This is a genomic window from Lentzea albidocapillata, from assembly GCF_000719115.1.
GTDB lineage: Bacteria > Actinomycetota > Actinomycetes > Mycobacteriales > Pseudonocardiaceae > Lentzea > Lentzea albidocapillata.
Genome location: NZ_JOEA01000005.1, coordinates 555,596 through 571,079 on the forward strand (window position 1 = coordinate 555,596; position 15,484 = coordinate 571,079).

Annotated in this window: 16 protein-coding genes; 12 read left to right on the forward strand and 4 right to left on the reverse strand. The window is 66.9% G+C overall.

Annotated elements, in window-relative coordinates; all coding sequences use genetic code 11:
• Positions 1-175: 175 nt before the first annotated feature.
• The 5 genes from IG04_RS46390 (at position 176) to IG04_RS0109470 (ending at position 3,009) form a co-directional block, all read left to right on the forward strand.
• Positions 176-382: a hypothetical protein gene (locus tag IG04_RS46390; RefSeq protein ID WP_157512891.1), complete on the forward strand. Its 207-nt coding sequence runs from the start codon at positions 176-178 to the stop codon at positions 380-382.
• Positions 383-460: 78 nt separating this feature from the next.
• Complete coding sequence (locus tag IG04_RS47645) at positions 461-1,204, forward strand: thioredoxin family protein (protein WP_211257712.1); 744 nt, start codon at positions 461-463, stop codon at positions 1,202-1,204.
• Between the two features lie 13 nt (positions 1,205-1,217).
• Positions 1,218-1,634, forward strand: coding sequence for a MerR family transcriptional regulator (locus tag IG04_RS0109460; protein WP_030476185.1), 417 nt, complete (start codon positions 1,218-1,220; stop codon positions 1,632-1,634).
• Positions 1,631-1,936: a hypothetical protein gene (locus IG04_RS0109465; protein WP_030476186.1), complete on the forward strand. Its 306-nt coding sequence runs from the start codon at positions 1,631-1,633 to the stop codon at positions 1,934-1,936. The genes IG04_RS0109460 and IG04_RS0109465 overlap by 4 nt, the downstream gene beginning before the upstream one ends.
• A gap of 86 nt (positions 1,937-2,022) precedes the next feature.
• Complete coding sequence (locus IG04_RS0109470; RefSeq protein ID WP_030476187.1) at positions 2,023-3,009, forward strand: arsenic resistance protein; 987 nt, start codon at positions 2,023-2,025, stop codon at positions 3,007-3,009.
• 276 nt (positions 3,010-3,285) lie between these two features.
• Here the strand turns inward: IG04_RS0109470 and IG04_RS0109475 are convergent, their stop codons facing one another.
• Entirely contained in the window at positions 3,286-3,789 is a 504-nt protein-coding gene (locus tag IG04_RS0109475; protein WP_030476188.1) for a hypothetical protein, read from the reverse strand.
• A gap of 213 nt (positions 3,790-4,002) precedes the next feature.
• On the opposite strand from IG04_RS0109475, the gene IG04_RS0109480 reads away from it, so the two are divergent.
• The 3 genes from IG04_RS0109480 to IG04_RS0109490 all read left to right on the forward strand — a co-directional run bounded on the left by IG04_RS0109480 (position 4,003) and on the right by IG04_RS0109490 (position 7,285).
• On the forward strand, positions 4,003-6,009 hold the full coding sequence (locus tag IG04_RS0109480) for a HelD family protein (RefSeq protein ID WP_245815872.1): 2,007 nt from the start codon (positions 4,003-4,005) through the stop codon (positions 6,007-6,009).
• Positions 6,010-6,135: 126 nt separating this feature from the next.
• Positions 6,136-6,963 (forward strand): ADP-ribosylglycohydrolase family protein, encoded by an 828-nt coding sequence (locus IG04_RS42415; RefSeq protein WP_245815873.1) that lies wholly within the window; start codon positions 6,136-6,138, stop codon positions 6,961-6,963.
• Between the two features lie 37 nt (positions 6,964-7,000).
• The gene (locus IG04_RS0109490; RefSeq protein ID WP_030476190.1) at positions 7,001-7,285 is read left to right on the forward strand and encodes a hypothetical protein; all 285 of its coding nucleotides are present in this window, start codon (positions 7,001-7,003) and stop codon (positions 7,283-7,285) included.
• Between the two features lie 112 nt (positions 7,286-7,397).
• Here IG04_RS0109490 and IG04_RS0109495 read toward each other — a convergent pair whose 3' ends face one another.
• The 3 genes from IG04_RS0109495 to IG04_RS0109505 are packed head-to-tail and all read right to left on the reverse strand — an operon-like array spanning position 7,398 to position 11,437.
• Positions 7,398-8,462, reverse strand: a complete 1,065-nt coding sequence (locus IG04_RS0109495) for an acyltransferase family protein (protein WP_276326660.1) — start codon at positions 8,460-8,462, stop codon at positions 7,398-7,400.
• 59 nt (positions 8,463-8,521) lie between these two features.
• Positions 8,522-9,799, reverse strand: a complete 1,278-nt coding sequence (locus tag IG04_RS0109500) for an MFS transporter (protein ID WP_319973692.1) — start codon at positions 9,797-9,799, stop codon at positions 8,522-8,524.
• A 24-nt stretch (positions 9,800-9,823) separates the two neighbouring features.
• Complete coding sequence (locus IG04_RS0109505; protein WP_030476193.1) at positions 9,824-11,437, reverse strand: peptide chain release factor 3; 1,614 nt, start codon at positions 11,435-11,437, stop codon at positions 9,824-9,826.
• A gap of 112 nt (positions 11,438-11,549) precedes the next feature.
• Here IG04_RS0109505 and IG04_RS0109510 point away from each other — a divergent pair, with 112 nt between their 5' ends.
• The 4 genes from IG04_RS0109510 to IG04_RS0109525 all read left to right on the forward strand — a co-directional run.
• Positions 11,550-11,969 (forward strand): MerR family transcriptional regulator, encoded by a 420-nt coding sequence (locus IG04_RS0109510; RefSeq protein ID WP_051769356.1) that lies wholly within the window; start codon positions 11,550-11,552, stop codon positions 11,967-11,969.
• 72 nt (positions 11,970-12,041) lie between these two features.
• Complete coding sequence (locus tag IG04_RS0109515) at positions 12,042-13,718, forward strand: ribonuclease J (RefSeq protein WP_030476195.1); 1,677 nt, start codon at positions 12,042-12,044, stop codon at positions 13,716-13,718.
• 19 nt (positions 13,719-13,737) lie between these two features.
• Positions 13,738-14,091 (forward strand): hypothetical protein, encoded by a 354-nt coding sequence (locus IG04_RS0109520; RefSeq protein WP_030476196.1) that lies wholly within the window; start codon positions 13,738-13,740, stop codon positions 14,089-14,091.
• A 400-nt stretch (positions 14,092-14,491) separates the two neighbouring features.
• Positions 14,492-15,484: SulP family inorganic anion transporter (locus IG04_RS0109525; RefSeq protein WP_338043508.1), on the forward strand; the 993-nt coding region annotated here is incomplete at its 3' end.

A 15,484-nucleotide genomic window follows, 5' to 3' on the forward strand; every position in this document is an offset into this window, starting at 1 on the left:
CCCGGCGAGGCATGACGCTGCCACCAAGCCAAGAACCGGCGAAGTTGACGACGTCGAACGGCCTCGTACCCGCGTTGAGCCGTCGCGCCCACGCCGAACCGGCCCATCGCGGCACGCTCGCGACGATCCGGACCAATACCAGCAACGCGCGCATGATCAGGAAGCGGAGCAGCATGTGGAACAGCAGCTGGCGGTCGTTCCAGCGCGTGCCGTTCGAACGGCACCGCAACTGCTCGGCGACGGCACCGTCGAGCAATTGGCGGAACGTGTCGCGTGCTCGGTTGAGGTCCTCGTGAACTGCCTGCTTGTCCACGTTGCCACTGTGCGCCTCGCAGCTCAGTTCCACGAACGGCATCGAAGCGACCCCGTCAACGTGACATAGGTCTCCTTGAATCCTGTACCTAGGTATCGGCTTAGCGTTGTGTTGTTGGCCCTGGTCGGACCTCCGGAGGTAGGGGATATGGCGATCGAAGTCACCGATGCGACGTTCGAGCAGGAGGTCGGGCTGTCGCAGCAACCGGTGGTGATGGAGTTCTATGCGACGTGGTGCGGAAACTGCCGGAGGATCGCGCCGGTTCTCGACGAGCTGGCCGTCGAGTTCACGACGCGCGTACAGCTGGTGAAGGTCAACGCGGACGAGAACCCGGAGCTGGTGTCCCGGTTCGCGGTGACCTCGACCCCCACGTTGTTCGCGATGGCAGGTGTCCGGCAGGTGGCGTCCACGGTTGGCGCACAACCGACACCGATCTTGCGCGCCCTGTTCGAGTCCGCCGCCGATACCACCAGTAGCGGGACCGTCTCGGGATGCGGATGCGGACCAACCTGCGGATCAGGTTCCAGCGAGATCGCCAAAAGGGGAACCGACCTGATCAGCGGATGGGCGCCCGCGGAAGCCTGCACGTTGCCAACCGCTGATCAACCGGCGCGACTCGCCGAGTTCGATCGGCTGTTCTCCTCGTCGCTGCGCGAAGTACGCCGCGAGGAGCCAGGCTGGCTCCGCCTGCGTCTACACGGCGGTGCGGAGGTGGAGGCCACCGCACGGGACCTGACCGCACGAGAGGCCGAGTGCTGCTCGTTCTTCCGCTTCACAGTCAGTCGCACCGGCGACGAGGTGCTCGTCGACGTACGGGTGCCTGCGGACAAGGAAGTCGTGCTCGACGGCCTCGCCGCCCAAGCCGAGACAGCGCTGGCCGCACGGGTATGAGGAGTGAACAACGATGAGGTCTGGAGAACTGGCCGCGGCGGCCGGCGTGAACGTACAGACGCTGCGGTACTACGAACGGCGAGGTCTGCTGCCAGAACCAGACCGCTCACTCGGCGGGCACCGAGACTACGACGAGGACGCCGTCGCCCTGCTGCGAGTCGTCAAGGCGGCCCAGCGGCTCGGCTTCACCCTCGACGAGGTCGCTGAACTCATCGACACGGGCAGGCAACGCCACCCGTCTCCAGACCTCCAGGTCCGGGCACGCGCCAAGCTCGAAGAGGTCGACCGGCGGATGGAAGACCTCAACAAGATCCGCGAAGGCCTAGTCCGAGTCATCGACGCCCGCTGCGACAGCCTGACCAACTGCACCTGCCCGGACTGCCCCATCCCGTTCATCGCGCTCACCACCGTCACGAAAGGTCTCACATGAGCACCCCGGCAACCCCCGGTTCCGACTCCGTCCTCCCCGTTCACGTCGACCAGCACGAACAGGCCGGTCCGCCGAAACGAAGCAAAGTGGTCGCGTTCCTCGCCGCGATCGCCTGCGTCGGCTGCTGCGCATTGCCATTGCTGGTCCCGCTCGGCCTGCTCGGCGGCGCGGGCGTCGCCGCGGCCACGACCGGCTTGCTCGTCGTCTCAGCCGTCCTGTTCGGACTCGCCGGCCTGCTGTGGTTCCTCCACCACCGCCAGAAGTCCAAGCACTCCTGCGCTCAGGGCAACTGCTCGTGCTGACCATCACGTGACCGCGTCCGTCCATCAACGGAGAGCGTCGGGAAAGATGAACTACCGCAAGTGACACATGGTCGAAGGGCAGCTTGATGCAGGGCACACGCGACCTGGTCTCGCAGATGGAGCGCCACCAGGTCCCGATCTACGTCGGCGCCATCGCGGCCGGCATCCTCGTCGGCCTCCTCGCCCCAGGCGCCGGACCAGGCCTCGAAACCGCGATCAACCCGGTCCTCGGCGTCCTGCTCTACGTGACCTTCCTGCAAGTCCCGGCACGCGAACTGCTGCGATCACTACGCGCGGGCCGCTTCCTGGCCGCGGCCCTGGTCGTGAACTTCGTCGTCGTGCCCCTCGTCGTCGCGGCCATGTTCGGCTTCCTGCCCTCCGACGACGCGGTGCGAATCGGCGTGCTGCTCGTGCTGCTCACACCATGCGTGGACTACGTGATCGTGTTCAGCGGTCTTGCCGGCGGCAGCAGCGAGCGTCTCCTCGCCGCGACGCCGCTGCTGCTCATCGCCCAGATGCTGCTGCTACCGCTGTTCCTGCTGCTGTTCCTGGGCTCCGATCTCGCGAACATCGTCGAACTCGGCCCGTTCCTCGAAGCGTTCCTCGTGCTGATCGTGATCCCGCTCGCGCTGGCCTGGGCGACCCAGGCATGGGCGGCACGGCACCCTTCCGGAGTCACCTTCTCCAACAAGGCCAGCACCACCATGGTGCCGCTCATGGTCGCCACGCTGCTGGTGGTCGTCGCCTCGCAGATCCCCAAGCTCGGAGACGACGTCAGCGCCGTCTTCGGCGTGATCCCGTTCTACGTGGTGTTCCTCGTAGTGATGGCCGTCCTCGGCCTTGCCGTCGCACGCGTGTTCCGGCTCCGCACCCAGGACGGCCGCGCCATCGTGTTCACCGGCGCCACCCGCAACTCGCTGGTGGTGCTGCCACTCGCACTCGCACTGCCCGACGCCTTCGGGGTCGCGGGCATCGTGATTGTGACCCAAACCCTCGTCGAGGTCGTCGGCATGGTCATCTACGTCCGCGTCATCCCCAAGCTCATACCCGGACATAGCAAACCTTCGCCTTGAGTTTGGCCCCAAGAACAGCTCGACTCGTCGACGGCCTAGTCGAGCGCAAGCCCTCGGTGACTGAAGCCCACACGGCAGTTCGTCTCCCTGCCTTGGCCGTCCGGGGATCCGTTTCCGAGCCCTGTTCGCCGATGACACAAGCGCCTTGATGCGTTCGCAAAAGAGAGGCACGCAGCTGCTCATCACCGCCGCAATCGTCAACTCACAGCCGTGGCTGGACACCCGCAACCGGGTGACTCAGCTCAGTAGACACGAGGGCCGTCTCCGGTGCCGCGATCATTGATCGAACAGCATCCGAATCGGACTCAAGCAGATCGGGCGAACCCGAGTTGGGCTGCTGTCGTTCTGAAGTCGTTGCCGCAGTTCGGCGTACGCATCAGCGCGGGCGAGGTCTTTGGGCCGTGGCGGATCCGGAACGCGTTTGAGCACCTCGCGGGGATCGCACACCCACACCGGAGTCCCGGCCAGTTCCAGTTCGGTGGCGCCCGTCCGCAAGTGGGCGTACGTGCCGGTGAGCTCCGGTGGCACGTCGAGCATGCCCAGGCGCGTGACGAACAGATGATCCAACTGCTCCAGTGTCACCGGTTCCGGCTGCCAGCTACGGCATTGTGCTTCTGTGAGCCCGTTGCGCCAGCTCGGGTCGTAGGCGGGCACCGCTTCCAGTTCCACCAGCAGGTCCGCGATGCGCTGGAGGTTGTCCGGGGCCGGCGACGGCACGACGTCGAGATCGTTGGGCTGCACGTCCGCGCCGTAGACGGCTAGAACGACGGATCCGCTCATCACCCAGTCGACGTTGTGGCGATGCGAACACCTGCAGCGGAGATCGTTCGGGAGTGGGCGTGGGGCCGAGGTCGTCACGAGGATCAGTCATTCATTCTACTCTAACGTGAGGGTAGACTCCGTGCGACCTGGAACCCGGAGATGGCCTTGACCGACGAGCACATTCGAGATGACGAACAAGAGCGGGAGCATCTGGAGGCGACAGTTCGCCTGTTGAGAGCGGAACTGGACCTGCTGAATAACTCCATCGACAAGTCCGCCAGGACGATCAAGGACCAGAAGGAGCACATGTGGGCGTACTGGCGGGATATGGACAGCGCGGAGAAGGCCGGCTTCCGCACTGAAATCAACATGTCGGTCCTTCAGGGCGAGCACGCGGTGCTGCGGCGGCAGCGCATAGAGCGCCTGCTCGAGTCTCCGTACTTCGGGCGTGTCGACTTTCGCCGGGTCGAGGACGCGACGACCAGGGCCTACTACATCGGTGTGCACAACCTCTCCGCGCCCGACACTCAGGATGTCGTTGTCCACGACTGGCGGGCCCCCGTGTCGAGTCTCTACTACGACTTCGAGTCCGGGGACGCGTCGTTCGCGGCGCCGAAGGGCATCGTGCACGGTGAGATCACCGGCAAACGGCAGTACAAGATCCAGGGCGGGCGCCTGGAGTACATGTTCGAAAGCGCGCTGAACATCGGTGACGACGTTCTGCAGCGCGAACTGGGCCGGTCGGCCGACGACAAGATGAAGAACATCGTCGCGACCATCCAGCGCGAGCAGAACGCGGTGATTCGCAACGAAACCGCGAACGTGCTGATCCTGCAGGGCGTAGCTGGCTCCGGTAAGACGTCGATCGCTCTGCACAGGGTGGCGTTCCTGCTCTACCGGTTCAAGGACACCCTCTCATCGGACAACGTCATGATCCTGTCCCCCAACAGGGTTTTCGGCGACTACATCGCCAACGTGCTACCCGAACTGGGCGAAGAGCAGGTCAAAGAGATCCACTTTGACAAGATCGCGGAGAGGTTCCTCGCCAAGGTCACCGCATACGAGACGTTCAGCGAGCAGGTGGTGAAGCTGCTCGATCATGCTGACGAGGCTTCCGCCGAACGGATGCGCTACAAGGCCACGCCGGAGTTCGTCGCCCGCCTCGACGCCTGGATCACTTCGCGTACCGACGAAGAGTTCGAGGCCGCGGACATCGAGCTGAAAGGCACGCGGCTCACCGCCGAGTGGGTCGCGGACATGTTCCACGAGTCACCGGGTCTACCGGTCTTCACCCGGCTCGACCGCGTGGCGAACAGCGCTGTCCACCTGCTCAAGCACAAGGTTGTGGACAAGGGCGGGAAGTGGGCCGCCGCCGACACAGCGAACATTCGCAAGCAGGTCGGTTCCATGTTCCCGTACAAGGACGCATACGCGGTGTACAAGGCGTTCTACGACGATGCGGACCGCAAGGGTCTGTTCAAGCCGTTGGGGCGCAAGAGGATCGAGTACGCCGACGTCTTCCCGTTGATCTACACGATGATCAGGACGGCCAGGCAGGACACCTACGGCCACATTCGCCATCTGCTGATCGACGAGATGCAGGACTACATGCCCGTCCAGTACGCCGTGGTGCGTGAGCTGTTCTCCTGCAAGATGACGATCCTCGGTGACGCCAACCAGTCGGTGAACCCGTTCAGCTCCTCGTCGCTGCCGACGATCCGCAGCATGTTCCCGGAGGCCGACTGCCTGGAGCTGTGCAAGAGCTACCGTTCCACCACCGAGATCACCGAGTTCGCCCAGAAGATCTCCCGCAACGACAAGCTCGTCCCCATCGAGCGGCACGGACCGCCGCCTCAGGTCATCGCTTGCGCAGACCAGGCGGCACAGATCCTGAAGCTGATCAACGAGCACGAGAGCAGCGATCACCGCTCGCTCGGCATCATCTGCAAGACGGTCGATCAGGCGGAGAAGCTGTACGGCGCACTGTCGGAAGACGGCGTCGAGCTGACCTTCATCGACTACGACAGCACGGCCTTCGCCGGCGGCATCATCATCACGTCCGCGCACATCGCCAAGGGGCTGGAGTTCGACGAGGTGATCGTCCCGGGCGTGGATGACACGAACTACGCCACCGAGATGGACAAGTGCATGCTCTACATCGCCTGCACCAGGGCCATGCACCACCTCCACCTGACCCACGAAGGGTCAGCCTCGCGTTTCCTGGAGTTCACCAGATGACATCAGAGCCTGTTGTCCCCAGCCACGACATGGCGTTCGGCCTGCTGGTCGGCGGCGCACTGGGCGACGCTTTGGGGGCCCCTTTCGAGGGCCGGGAGACGGTCGAACAGAGCGACTTGGACGCACATGAGGGGGGCGGCCACCCGCCTGACTCATACCGATGACACAGCACTGGCGCTGGTTCTTGCCGCCCACCTGGCGAGGCGCCGCGTCGAGCGTGGGCTTGATCGTGACGTGCTGGCCCTCGAGTTCGCGGCGGCGTGGCGAGCCGAGCCGTGGCGTGGATATGGCTCGGGTGCCGCACAGGTGCTCGGCCTGATCGGCGATGGGGCGTCGTGGCGCAGCGCGGCCCGCGCGACATTCGGAGGGCAAGGTTCCTACGGCAACGGCGCTGCCATGCGCGTGGCGCCGGTCGCGCTGGTGGCAAGCAGCGTGCATCACGCGGCCGAGTTGGGACGACAGAGCGCCGAGGTGACGCACGGACACGAGCACGGCCAGTTAGGTGCTGCGTGCCAAGCGGCAGCGGCGTACCTGGCACTGCACGGCGATCGGAGGCACCGGCTCGATGCCACCCGGTTCCTCCAGGATCTTGCCAGGGTGATCCGGTCCCGGCCGTGGCACGAGCGGTTCGACCGCATCAGCGAACTGATCCGGCACGACGCCTCGCCCGCACACGCGGCACGCGCTCTCGGCAACGACGTGTCCGCGTTGGGGTCGGTTCCCCTGGCGCTGCTGGCCTTCCTGACACGACCTGACGATGCGGCGGCGGCAATCCGCTTCGCGGTGCTCGGTGGGGGCGACGCCGACACCATCGCGTCCATGGCTGGAGCACTGGCAGGTGCTCGCAACGGTGCACAGGTGTTCTCCGAGTCCTGGATCACGCGGCTCGAAGCGGCTGAGCCGCTTTCCCGCCTGACGGATCAGATGGCCGGACCACTCCCGGCCCGGCCTTGACCGCGAACCCGCACCGGCCATCGCCCGGAGGAGGCGCATGCAGGTTCAGATGCCGCCAGGACGTGACGCAGTGCGCGCACTGGCCGCGGCCGACGGCCGCTTCCTGCTGTCGGAGAACGACTCGATGCGGATCACGGCCAGCGCTGTGCTGCCAGTCAACAGGGACGCTTTCGTGGTCACCGTGTCGAGCGACGGCCGGCGCACAGAGCTGATGTTGTGGTGGCGCAGACATGTCTTGGAACGGCATGAGGGCGAACCTGCCTTGATGTGCCGCCGCGCGCAGGCATGGACGGACGAGTTGGAGCAGGGCCGCGTCCCTTAGCAGCGGCCGGTGCGCAGACGCCGGATGCCTGTTCCGCACAACCGAAGACGCCGCGAGTCCGGGCAGGTGGCATTGCGGTCGAGGCAGCCGCACCGATGGACGTCGGTGCGCCTCATCGTGGACCGAACGAGGTCGGGTTCGGTGCCGGTATCGCGTCCGGCCAAGCGGTGGTGATCCACTTCGCCACCGGTCGTTCCACAGCACGGGTGAGCAACCAGCCGAGAGCGATCGAGGCGGCGACCATCGCAGCGCATTGGGTTGTCGGTGATGCTCCGGCTTGCTGCAGCTGGTACATCACGGTGTAGCCGATGCTGTGGTTGACCAGGTAGATGCCGTAGGAGATTCCGGCCAGCCAGATGAGCGGGCGCAAGGTGGGGTGTGACCAGTCCGGGCCGGTCGCGGCAGTGGCGATCAGGCCGCATGCCATGCCCAGTGCCAGGGATGAGGGCAGGTCCTCGGTGTGGAAGTGGTGTGCGCCCACGGCGGCGGGGATCAGCAGCAGGAGCGTGGGGCCGGCGCGGCCGGTGGCCCACAGCCACAGTGCCGCGCCTGCCGCGAACAGGTGCGTGCGATGTACTCCGAGGTCGCCGTGCAACGCCGCGAGCCTTCCGCTGTCGTCCAGTGGGAGCACGACCGCGCTGATCACGATCGGAGCGATGACGGCCGCCCACAACACCATCCGCAGGCGCCATCCGTTCCGGCTCCGCGTCCGCCACAGCACCGCCGCGGTGACGAACGCCAGCACCTGCAGCGGCACCGTCCAGTAGCTCGGGTCGACCAGGTCGAGCTCGGCTGACAGGCCGGGCGGCAGGACGAGCAGCGTGGCGACCAGGTCGTCGCCGTCGCGACCCAGGGCGTCAGGCCCGAACCATCGGGTCACGGCGTAGGTGATCACGGAAGCCACCGCGAACGGCGGCAACATGCGACCGAGACGGTTGCGCAGCAACAGCCACGCTCCCGACGAGCTCAGTGTCTGGCAGACGAAGTAGGCGGAGATCACCATCAGCGTGCTGGCGCCCACCTGGACGCTCATCTCGAAGGGCCGGGTACCCAGTTCGGGCATCAGCAGCGGACCACCCCACGTCGCATGTTGCAGGACGACCAGCAGGATCGCCACTGCCCGCAGAACATCCCAGCTGCTTCGCCGCGGTGTTGTTGGCCGGGCGCTACTTACCACGACGCTGCCGCGCAAAATAAGAAAATCCGGACATACCGCAACTCTACCCTGACGTTAGATTAGAGTTGCTTGGCGGCCGCCTCCATGGGTGCCGGCTCAATCGGGCGGACCGCAGGCGGCCGTACGAACAACGCGGCCACTCCGAGGACCAACGGCAGCGGCAGCGAGGCCAGGAGAGCCGGGGTGTAGCTGCCGGTGAGGTCGTGCAGGAGCGCGAACATCAGCGGCCCGAAAGCGGTGGCACCGACGTTGATCGCGGTCACGGTGCCGCGGATGCCGCCAAGGTGGAGGGTGCCGAAGTAGCGGGGGAACGTGGCCGCCTCCAGCGTGCGCATGCCACCGCTGCCGGCTCCCAGCAGCAGGCCGAACAGCACCGCGGAAAGACCTGGCGCAATTGCCGTACCTAGCAGGAGAGCACCGAGCAGCGCGGCCATGGACGCCGTCATCAGCACCCGGCTGTCGACTCGGTCGACGAGCAGCCCCATGACCAGCGTGGCGACGAGACTCGCCGCGGTCTGCGGCAGGAAGTTCGCCGCCGCCGCGGTCGCGGTGAGTCCACGTTCGGTGAGCAGGCTGACCTGATGGAAGTTGACCGCTGTGCCGAACAGGCCGCATGCGGAGATGCCACCGGTCACCACCCAGAAGAACGGAGTGCGCAGCGCCACGGCACGGGTCACTCCCCAGGCGATGTGTGGCGGCGAGCCGATGTCCCGCACGGTCCCGTCAGGACGCTGGCCGAGATCGGCTGGCCGGTCGCGCAGCGCGAACCACGCCACCGGCAGCACGACGACCAGCACCACCACGCCTTCGGCGAACCAGACGCGACGCCAGCCCCAATCCGCGATCAGCGTTTCCAGCAGGAGCGGTGCCGATGAGATGGCCGCCGCGCCGATCGCGCTCACCAGGCCGAGCGCGGTTCCCCGGCGACGTTCGAACCACAACGCCACGACAGTGGTGGCGGCCAGGCCCAGCGCGCCTTGACCTGCCATCCTGATCGCGACGAAGCCGATGGTCAGACCGACGATGGAACTGACCGCCGCCATCGCGCACAACGCGGCGCCGAACACCAGCCCGATCACCGCCAGGACGCGGCGGACACCGAAGCGGTCGAGCGCACGACCGGCCCACGGCATCGCGACGGCACCGGTGAGAGTGCCCACCAGGTACGCGGTGGACACTGCGGACCGGCTCAGGCCGAGATCGGAGATCATCGGGTCGACGAACATCGACACGGCGGCGGTCTGCCCAGGCGCTGTGAGCGCGACGAGCAGCGTCGACCAGCCGACGACGTGCCAGCCGTAGAAGCCGGACGGCGTGAGCGAGCGGAATGAGATCAGGACTTCTCCCCCAGCGAAGAACGGTCAGTCGTCTGTTCCTGCGACGAGGGGCTCCAGTCGCACCTCGGGGTGCAGGCGCCGCATGACGCCCAGCGCGGTGGAGTCGACGAACAGGGCGAGGTCCACGCCGTCGGTGCGGGTGAGTACCTCGCTTCGGCCGCTGTCCACGATGGACCGTTGTTTGGGGTCGGCCAGGCGGCGCACGACGGTGTAGGGCAACGGTTCGAGCCGCACCGGCGACTTGAACTCCGCCTCCAGGCGGTGTGCGGCGACCTCGAACTGCATGGGGCCGACCGCGGCGAACACCGGCGCTCCGTCGCCGCGACGCAACGAACGCAGCACCTGTACGACGCCCTCGGACTCCAGTTGCTCGATGCCTTTGCGGAACTGCTTGGAGCGACTGAGGTCCGCCGGTCGCGCGACGGCGAAGTATGCCGGCGCGAAGCTGGGCAGACCAGGGAAACGCACCACGGGTTTGCCCGCGTGCAGGGTGTCGCCCACGCCCAGCGCGGTGGCGTTGACCAACCCGATCACATCACCGGGAAAGGCCGTGTCCAAGGTGGAGCGTTGCTGGCCGAAGACCTGTTGCACGTACTTGGTGGCGAACGGCTTGCCCGTGGCGGCGTTGGTCACGACCATGCCTCGCTCGAACACGCCGGAGCACACACGCGCGAACGCGACCTGGTCTCGGTGCGCACGATCCATGCCCGTCTGCACCTTGAACACGAACGCAGAGAACGGGGCGTCCAGCTCGCGCGGGTTACCGGCGGCGTCCGCCCGCGCGGTGGGGCGCGGCGCGATCTCGACCAGCAGGTCGAGCAGCTGCCGCACACCGAAGTTGAGCACCGCCGACCCGAACAGCACCGGTGTCGCCGTGGCTTCGAGGAATCGCCCGAGCTCGAACCCACCGCCGGACGCGCCGAGCAGCTCCGCCTCCTCGCACGCACGCGTCCACTCCACGCCTTCTTCAGCCTCCGCCTGCCCCGGCGGCAAGTGCTCTTCACCGGCGACCGTGGCGCCACCCGCGGTGCGCTGATAGCGCACAAAGCCCCCGCTGCGCCGGTCGAGCACACCGCGGAAGTGGCCCGCATCGCCCACCGGCCAGGTCAGCGGCATTGGCTGCAACCCGATCCGTTCCACGAGCTCGTCGCACAGGTCCAGCGCGTCGCGGCCGGGACGATCCCACTTGTTGATGAACGTGATCACGGGGATGCCGCGGTAGCGGCAGACGTCGAACAGCTTGAGGGTCTGCGGCTCCAGGCCTTTGGCCGCGTCGAGCAGCATGACCGCACAGTCCACCGCCGACAGCACCCGGTAGGTGTCCTCGGAGAAGTCGGCGTGGCCGGGAGTGTCCAGCAGATTGATCACGCAGTCGCGGTAGGAGAACTGCAACGCGGCGGACGTGATGGAGATCCCACGGGCTTTTTCCATCTCCATCCAGTCCGACACCACACCGCGCCGACCGGCCTTGCCGTGCACCGCGCCAGCCTCGGAGATTACCTTCGCGTGCAGTGCCAGCGCCTCAGTCATGGTCGACTTGCCCGCGTCCGGGTGGCTGATCACCGCGAAGGTGCGCCTGCGTTCCGCTTCCGCGAGCACGGTTGCGGACGAGGCGGTCGCCGGGGTGGCGGTGGTCATTCGCGATCCTTCAGGTAGGCAACATCCGACCAGAACTCTACCCTCACGTCACGGTAAGCTGACTCCTACCCGGCGGCACGAGTGGGGCACGAGCACGGGGCGTGATGCCAGAATGGCTAGTGATCGTGGCAGTTCGGGAAGGGATGTTGTGGGCGAGCACATGCAGATCGGCGAGGTGGCCGAGCGAACCGGTCTGTCGTTGCGCACAATCCGGTACTACGAGGAGGTCGACCTGGTGGTGCCGAGCGCGCGCAGCCAGGGCGGTTTCCGTCTCTACACCGAGCCTGACGTGCAACGCCTCGACGTGATCAAGCGGATGAAACCGCTCGGCTTCCAGCTCGAGGAGATGCGCGAGCTGCTCGGCATCCTCGACGCGCTGTCCGCCGGTGACGATCCCGATCGCGACAAGCATCTCGACCGCCTGTCCGGGTTCTGGACCGCCGCCGACGAACGGTGCCAGCAGCTGCGCGCGCAGCTGCGCATCGCCGAGGACTTCGCCACGACCCTGCGGTCCCACCTGCCCTCGAACTGACGGACATCACGCCTGGCCCGCGTCGCCGATTTCCTCTCACCGGCAACTCTCACGTAACGTGAGGGTGTGACCATGGCTCGAACGTCCACCCCTCCGCCCGCACTCGCCCCGGATGCCCTGCGGGTCATCTCCCTCGGCGGCCTCGGTGAGATCGGCCGGAACATGACCGTGTTCGAGCACGAGGGCAAGCTGCTCATCGTCGACTGCGGGGTCCTGTTCCCCGAGGAGCACCAGCCCGGCGTCGACGTGATCCTCCCGGACTGGAGCTGCATCCGGGACCGGCTGGCCGACGTGGTCGCCATCGTGCTGACCCACGGCCACGAGGACCACATCGGGGGCGTGCCGTACCTGCTGCGGGAACGACGCGACATCCCGGTCATCGGCTCCCGGCTCACGCTGAAGTTCCTGGCCGCCAAGCTGGCCGAGCACCGGATCAAGCCCGTCCTGGTCGAGGTCAAGGAAGGTGAACAGCTCACTCGAGGGCCGTTCGACCTGGAGTTCCTCGCCGTCAACCACTCCATCCCCGACGGTCTGGCCATCGCCATCCGCACCGACGCCGGTCTCGTGCTGCACACCGGTGACTTCAAGATGGACCAGTTCCCGCTCGACAAGCGGATCACCGACCTCCGCGGTTTCGCCCGCCTCGGCGAGGAGGGTGTCGACTTGTTCCTCGTCGACTCCACCAACGCCGACGTGCCCGGCTTCACGACCTCTGAACGCGATCTCGCCCCCGCGATCGACGAGGTGTTCCGCACCACGCCGCGCCGGGTGATCGTCTCCAGCTTCGCCAGCCACGTGCACCGCATCCAGCAGGTCCTCGACGCCGCGGCCGCGCACGGCCGCAAGGTCGCCTTCGTCGGCCGCTCCATGATCCGCAACATGGGCCTGGCCACCGAACTGGAATACCTGAAGGTGCCCGACGGGCTCGTCGTCGACATCAGGGACGCCAACCGGCTTCCCGCCCACCAGGTGACCCTGGTGTGCACCGGGTCGCAGGGAGAGCCGATGGCCGCTCTGTCCCGCATGGCGGCCGGCGAGCACGAGATCACCATCGTCGAGGGCGACACCGTCCTGCTGGCCAGCTCGCTCATCCCCGGCAACGAGAACGCCATCTACCGCGTGATCAACGGCCTGACCGACCTGGGCGCCAACGTCGTGCACAAGGGCAACGCCAAGGTCCACGTCTCCGGGCACGCCAGCGCCGGTGAGCTGGTCTACTGCTACAACATCGTGCAACCGGCCAACGTCCTGCCGGTGCACGGCGAGGCACGCCACCTGCGCGCCAACGCCGAACTGGCCGTCAAGACCGGCGTCGCCCGCGACCAGGTGCTCGTCGCCGCCAACGGCCACGTCATCGACCTGCACGAGGGCCGGGCCTCGGTCACCGGCCAGGTCGAGGTGCACAACATCTACGTCGACGGCCAGACTGTCGGCGGCGTCACCGAGGACTCCCTGGCGCAGCGCCGCACGCTGGGCGAAGAAGGCATGATCACCGTGGTCGCCATCATCGACACCGACACCGGGCGGCTCGACGACGCACCCGACTTCATCGCCCACGGCTTCGAACACGACGCCTCGACGTTCCTGCCGGTGATCCCCGCCATCGAGAAGGCCCTCGCGGGCGCCGCGGAGAAGAACACCACCGACGTGGCGGAGCTCGAACGTCTCATCGGCCAGCAGGTGCAGATGTGGGCACAACGCACCTACCGCCGCCGACCGGTGGTCATCCCGGTCGTCATCGAAGCCTGACCTGCACGTGGTGATGACCATGAGCAGCCCGCGCCGATTCGAAGCGGCGAGCCACTACAACGCCGCCTACCCGCAGTGCGCCCTGCCTGCCGACCCATCCCGACTGCGGGGCTATCACGCCGCCATGCAGGGCGTCGAGGACGATCTGACCGGTGAGTCCGTATCCATGACTGTGGAGTTCCTGCCCGGCGGCGCTCCCGCACCTGGCGAGGCGGACCGCCTCGGCACGGTCGTGGCGACCCATTGGGGGCAAGGCCCGGTGCTCGTGCTCGCCGAGCACGTGTCGCTGCGGACAGCGTGGCAGTTGATCGTCCAGCGGTGGCCTGTGCGCCTGTCCGAAGTACGGGCCGCGCTCGACATGACCATGTCGTGACCGCAGTGTCCCTGAGGTGAACATCGCGGTCGAGCCGGAGAGCTTGCTCACGATCAAGCCGTTCACAATTGGACCTACAGTGACGTCACGGTAGAGTCCACTGGGGTTGCGCCGGAGATGCCGCGGCCCGTCATGTGAGCCCCGATCGCTTGTGACACCACGTACAGCGCGGGCTCTCCCGGACTTCGAGAGGCACCCGGACGCATGAGTACCGCCAGGGAGGGACGCAGGGCCTAGCTCCACGCTCTGCGGACCCGAACAGTTCGCGGCACCACCCCATCACACGTGATGCCGACGTCGACGTCGGCACTCTCCCTGCGCGCACTGGGGCGCGCGGACCCCAGTCCTGTTCACCACGCGAGCCTCTGCCTGCTCGCGCGCACAACCCTGAGGTGTCGATTTGTCCTCACACGTGGCTGCGCCGCGTCCCTCGCTGCTGACGAGGGTCCGCACGACCTGGTTCTCCAACCCCCGCGCCGACCTGCTGTCCGGCCTCGTAGTCGCGCTCGCGCTGATTCCCGAGGCGCTGTCGTTCTCCATCATCGCCGGCGTCGACCCGAAGGTCGGCCTCTACGCCTCGTTCACGATCGCGATCATCATCGCGTTCTCCGGCGGCCGTCCCGGCATGATCTCCGCCGCCACCGGCGCCATGGCCCTGGTGCTCGTGCCGCTGGTGCGCGACCACGGCGTTGAGTACCTGTTCGCCGCGACCATCCTCACCGGCGCCTTCCAGATCGTGTTCGGTCTCGTGGGCGTACACAAGCTGATGCGGTTCGTGCCCCGCACCGTGATGGTCGGCTTCGTCAACGCGCTCGCGATCCTGCTGTTCACCGCGCAGATCCCGCACATCACCCAGGGCGGCTGGCCGGTCATCGCACTGGTGCTGCTCGGCCTGGGCATCATCTACCTGCTGCCGAAGCTGACGAAGGCGATCCCCGCGCCGCTGGTGGCCATCGTGGTGATCACCTCGCTGACGGTGTTCCTGCACGTCGCCGTGCCGACCGTCGGCGGGATGGGTGAGCTGCCCACCGCGCTGCCCGGTTTCGGCCTGCCGATGGTGCCGTTCACGCTGGAGACCTTCACCATCGTCGCGCCGTTCGCGCTGACGCTGGCGGTCGTCGGCCTGATCGAGTCGCTGCTCACCGCGCAGCTGCTCGACGACCTCACCGACACCCCGTCGAAGAAGGGCATGGAGGTGCGCGGGCAGGGCATCGCCAACATCGCCACCGGCTTCCTGGGCGGCATGGCGGGCTGCGCGATGATCGGCCAGTCCATCATCAACATCAAGTCCGGTGGCCGCACCCGGCTGTCCACCCTCGCGGCCGGTGTCTTCCTGCTGATCCTGGTCTTCACCCTGGGCCCGGTCGTCTCCCTGATCCCGATGGCGGCACTC

What these genes read in the sequence shown, in the direction of transcription:
- IG04_RS47645 (WP_211257712.1), top strand. Translation starts at nt 461, where the DNA reads ATGGCGATCGAAGTCACCGATGCGACGTTCGAGCAGGAGGTCGGGCTG.
- IG04_RS0109460 (WP_030476185.1), top strand. Translation starts at nt 1,218, where the DNA reads ATGAGGTCTGGAGAACTGGCCGCGGCGGCCGGCGTGAACGTACAGACG.
- IG04_RS0109465 (WP_030476186.1), top strand. Translation starts at nt 1,631, where the DNA reads ATGAGCACCCCGGCAACCCCCGGTTCCGACTCCGTCCTCCCCGTTCAC.
- IG04_RS0109470 (WP_030476187.1), top strand. Translation starts at nt 2,023, where the DNA reads ATGCAGGGCACACGCGACCTGGTCTCGCAGATGGAGCGCCACCAGGTC.
- IG04_RS0109475 (WP_030476188.1), bottom strand. Translation starts at nt 3,789, where the DNA reads ATGAGCGGATCCGTCGTTCTAGCCGTCTACGGCGCGGACGTGCAGCCC.
- IG04_RS42415 (WP_245815873.1), top strand. Translation starts at nt 6,136, where the DNA reads ATGAGGGGGGCGGCCACCCGCCTGACTCATACCGATGACACAGCACTG.
- IG04_RS0109490 (WP_030476190.1), top strand. Translation starts at nt 7,001, where the DNA reads ATGCAGGTTCAGATGCCGCCAGGACGTGACGCAGTGCGCGCACTGGCC.
- IG04_RS0109505 (WP_030476193.1), bottom strand. Translation starts at nt 11,437, where the DNA reads ATGACCACCGCCACCCCGGCGACCGCCTCGTCCGCAACCGTGCTCGCG.
- IG04_RS0109510 (WP_051769356.1), top strand. Translation starts at nt 11,550, where the DNA reads ATGGCTAGTGATCGTGGCAGTTCGGGAAGGGATGTTGTGGGCGAGCAC.
- IG04_RS0109515 (WP_030476195.1), top strand. Translation starts at nt 12,042, where the DNA reads ATGGCTCGAACGTCCACCCCTCCGCCCGCACTCGCCCCGGATGCCCTG.
- IG04_RS0109520 (WP_030476196.1), top strand. Translation starts at nt 13,738, where the DNA reads ATGAGCAGCCCGCGCCGATTCGAAGCGGCGAGCCACTACAACGCCGCC.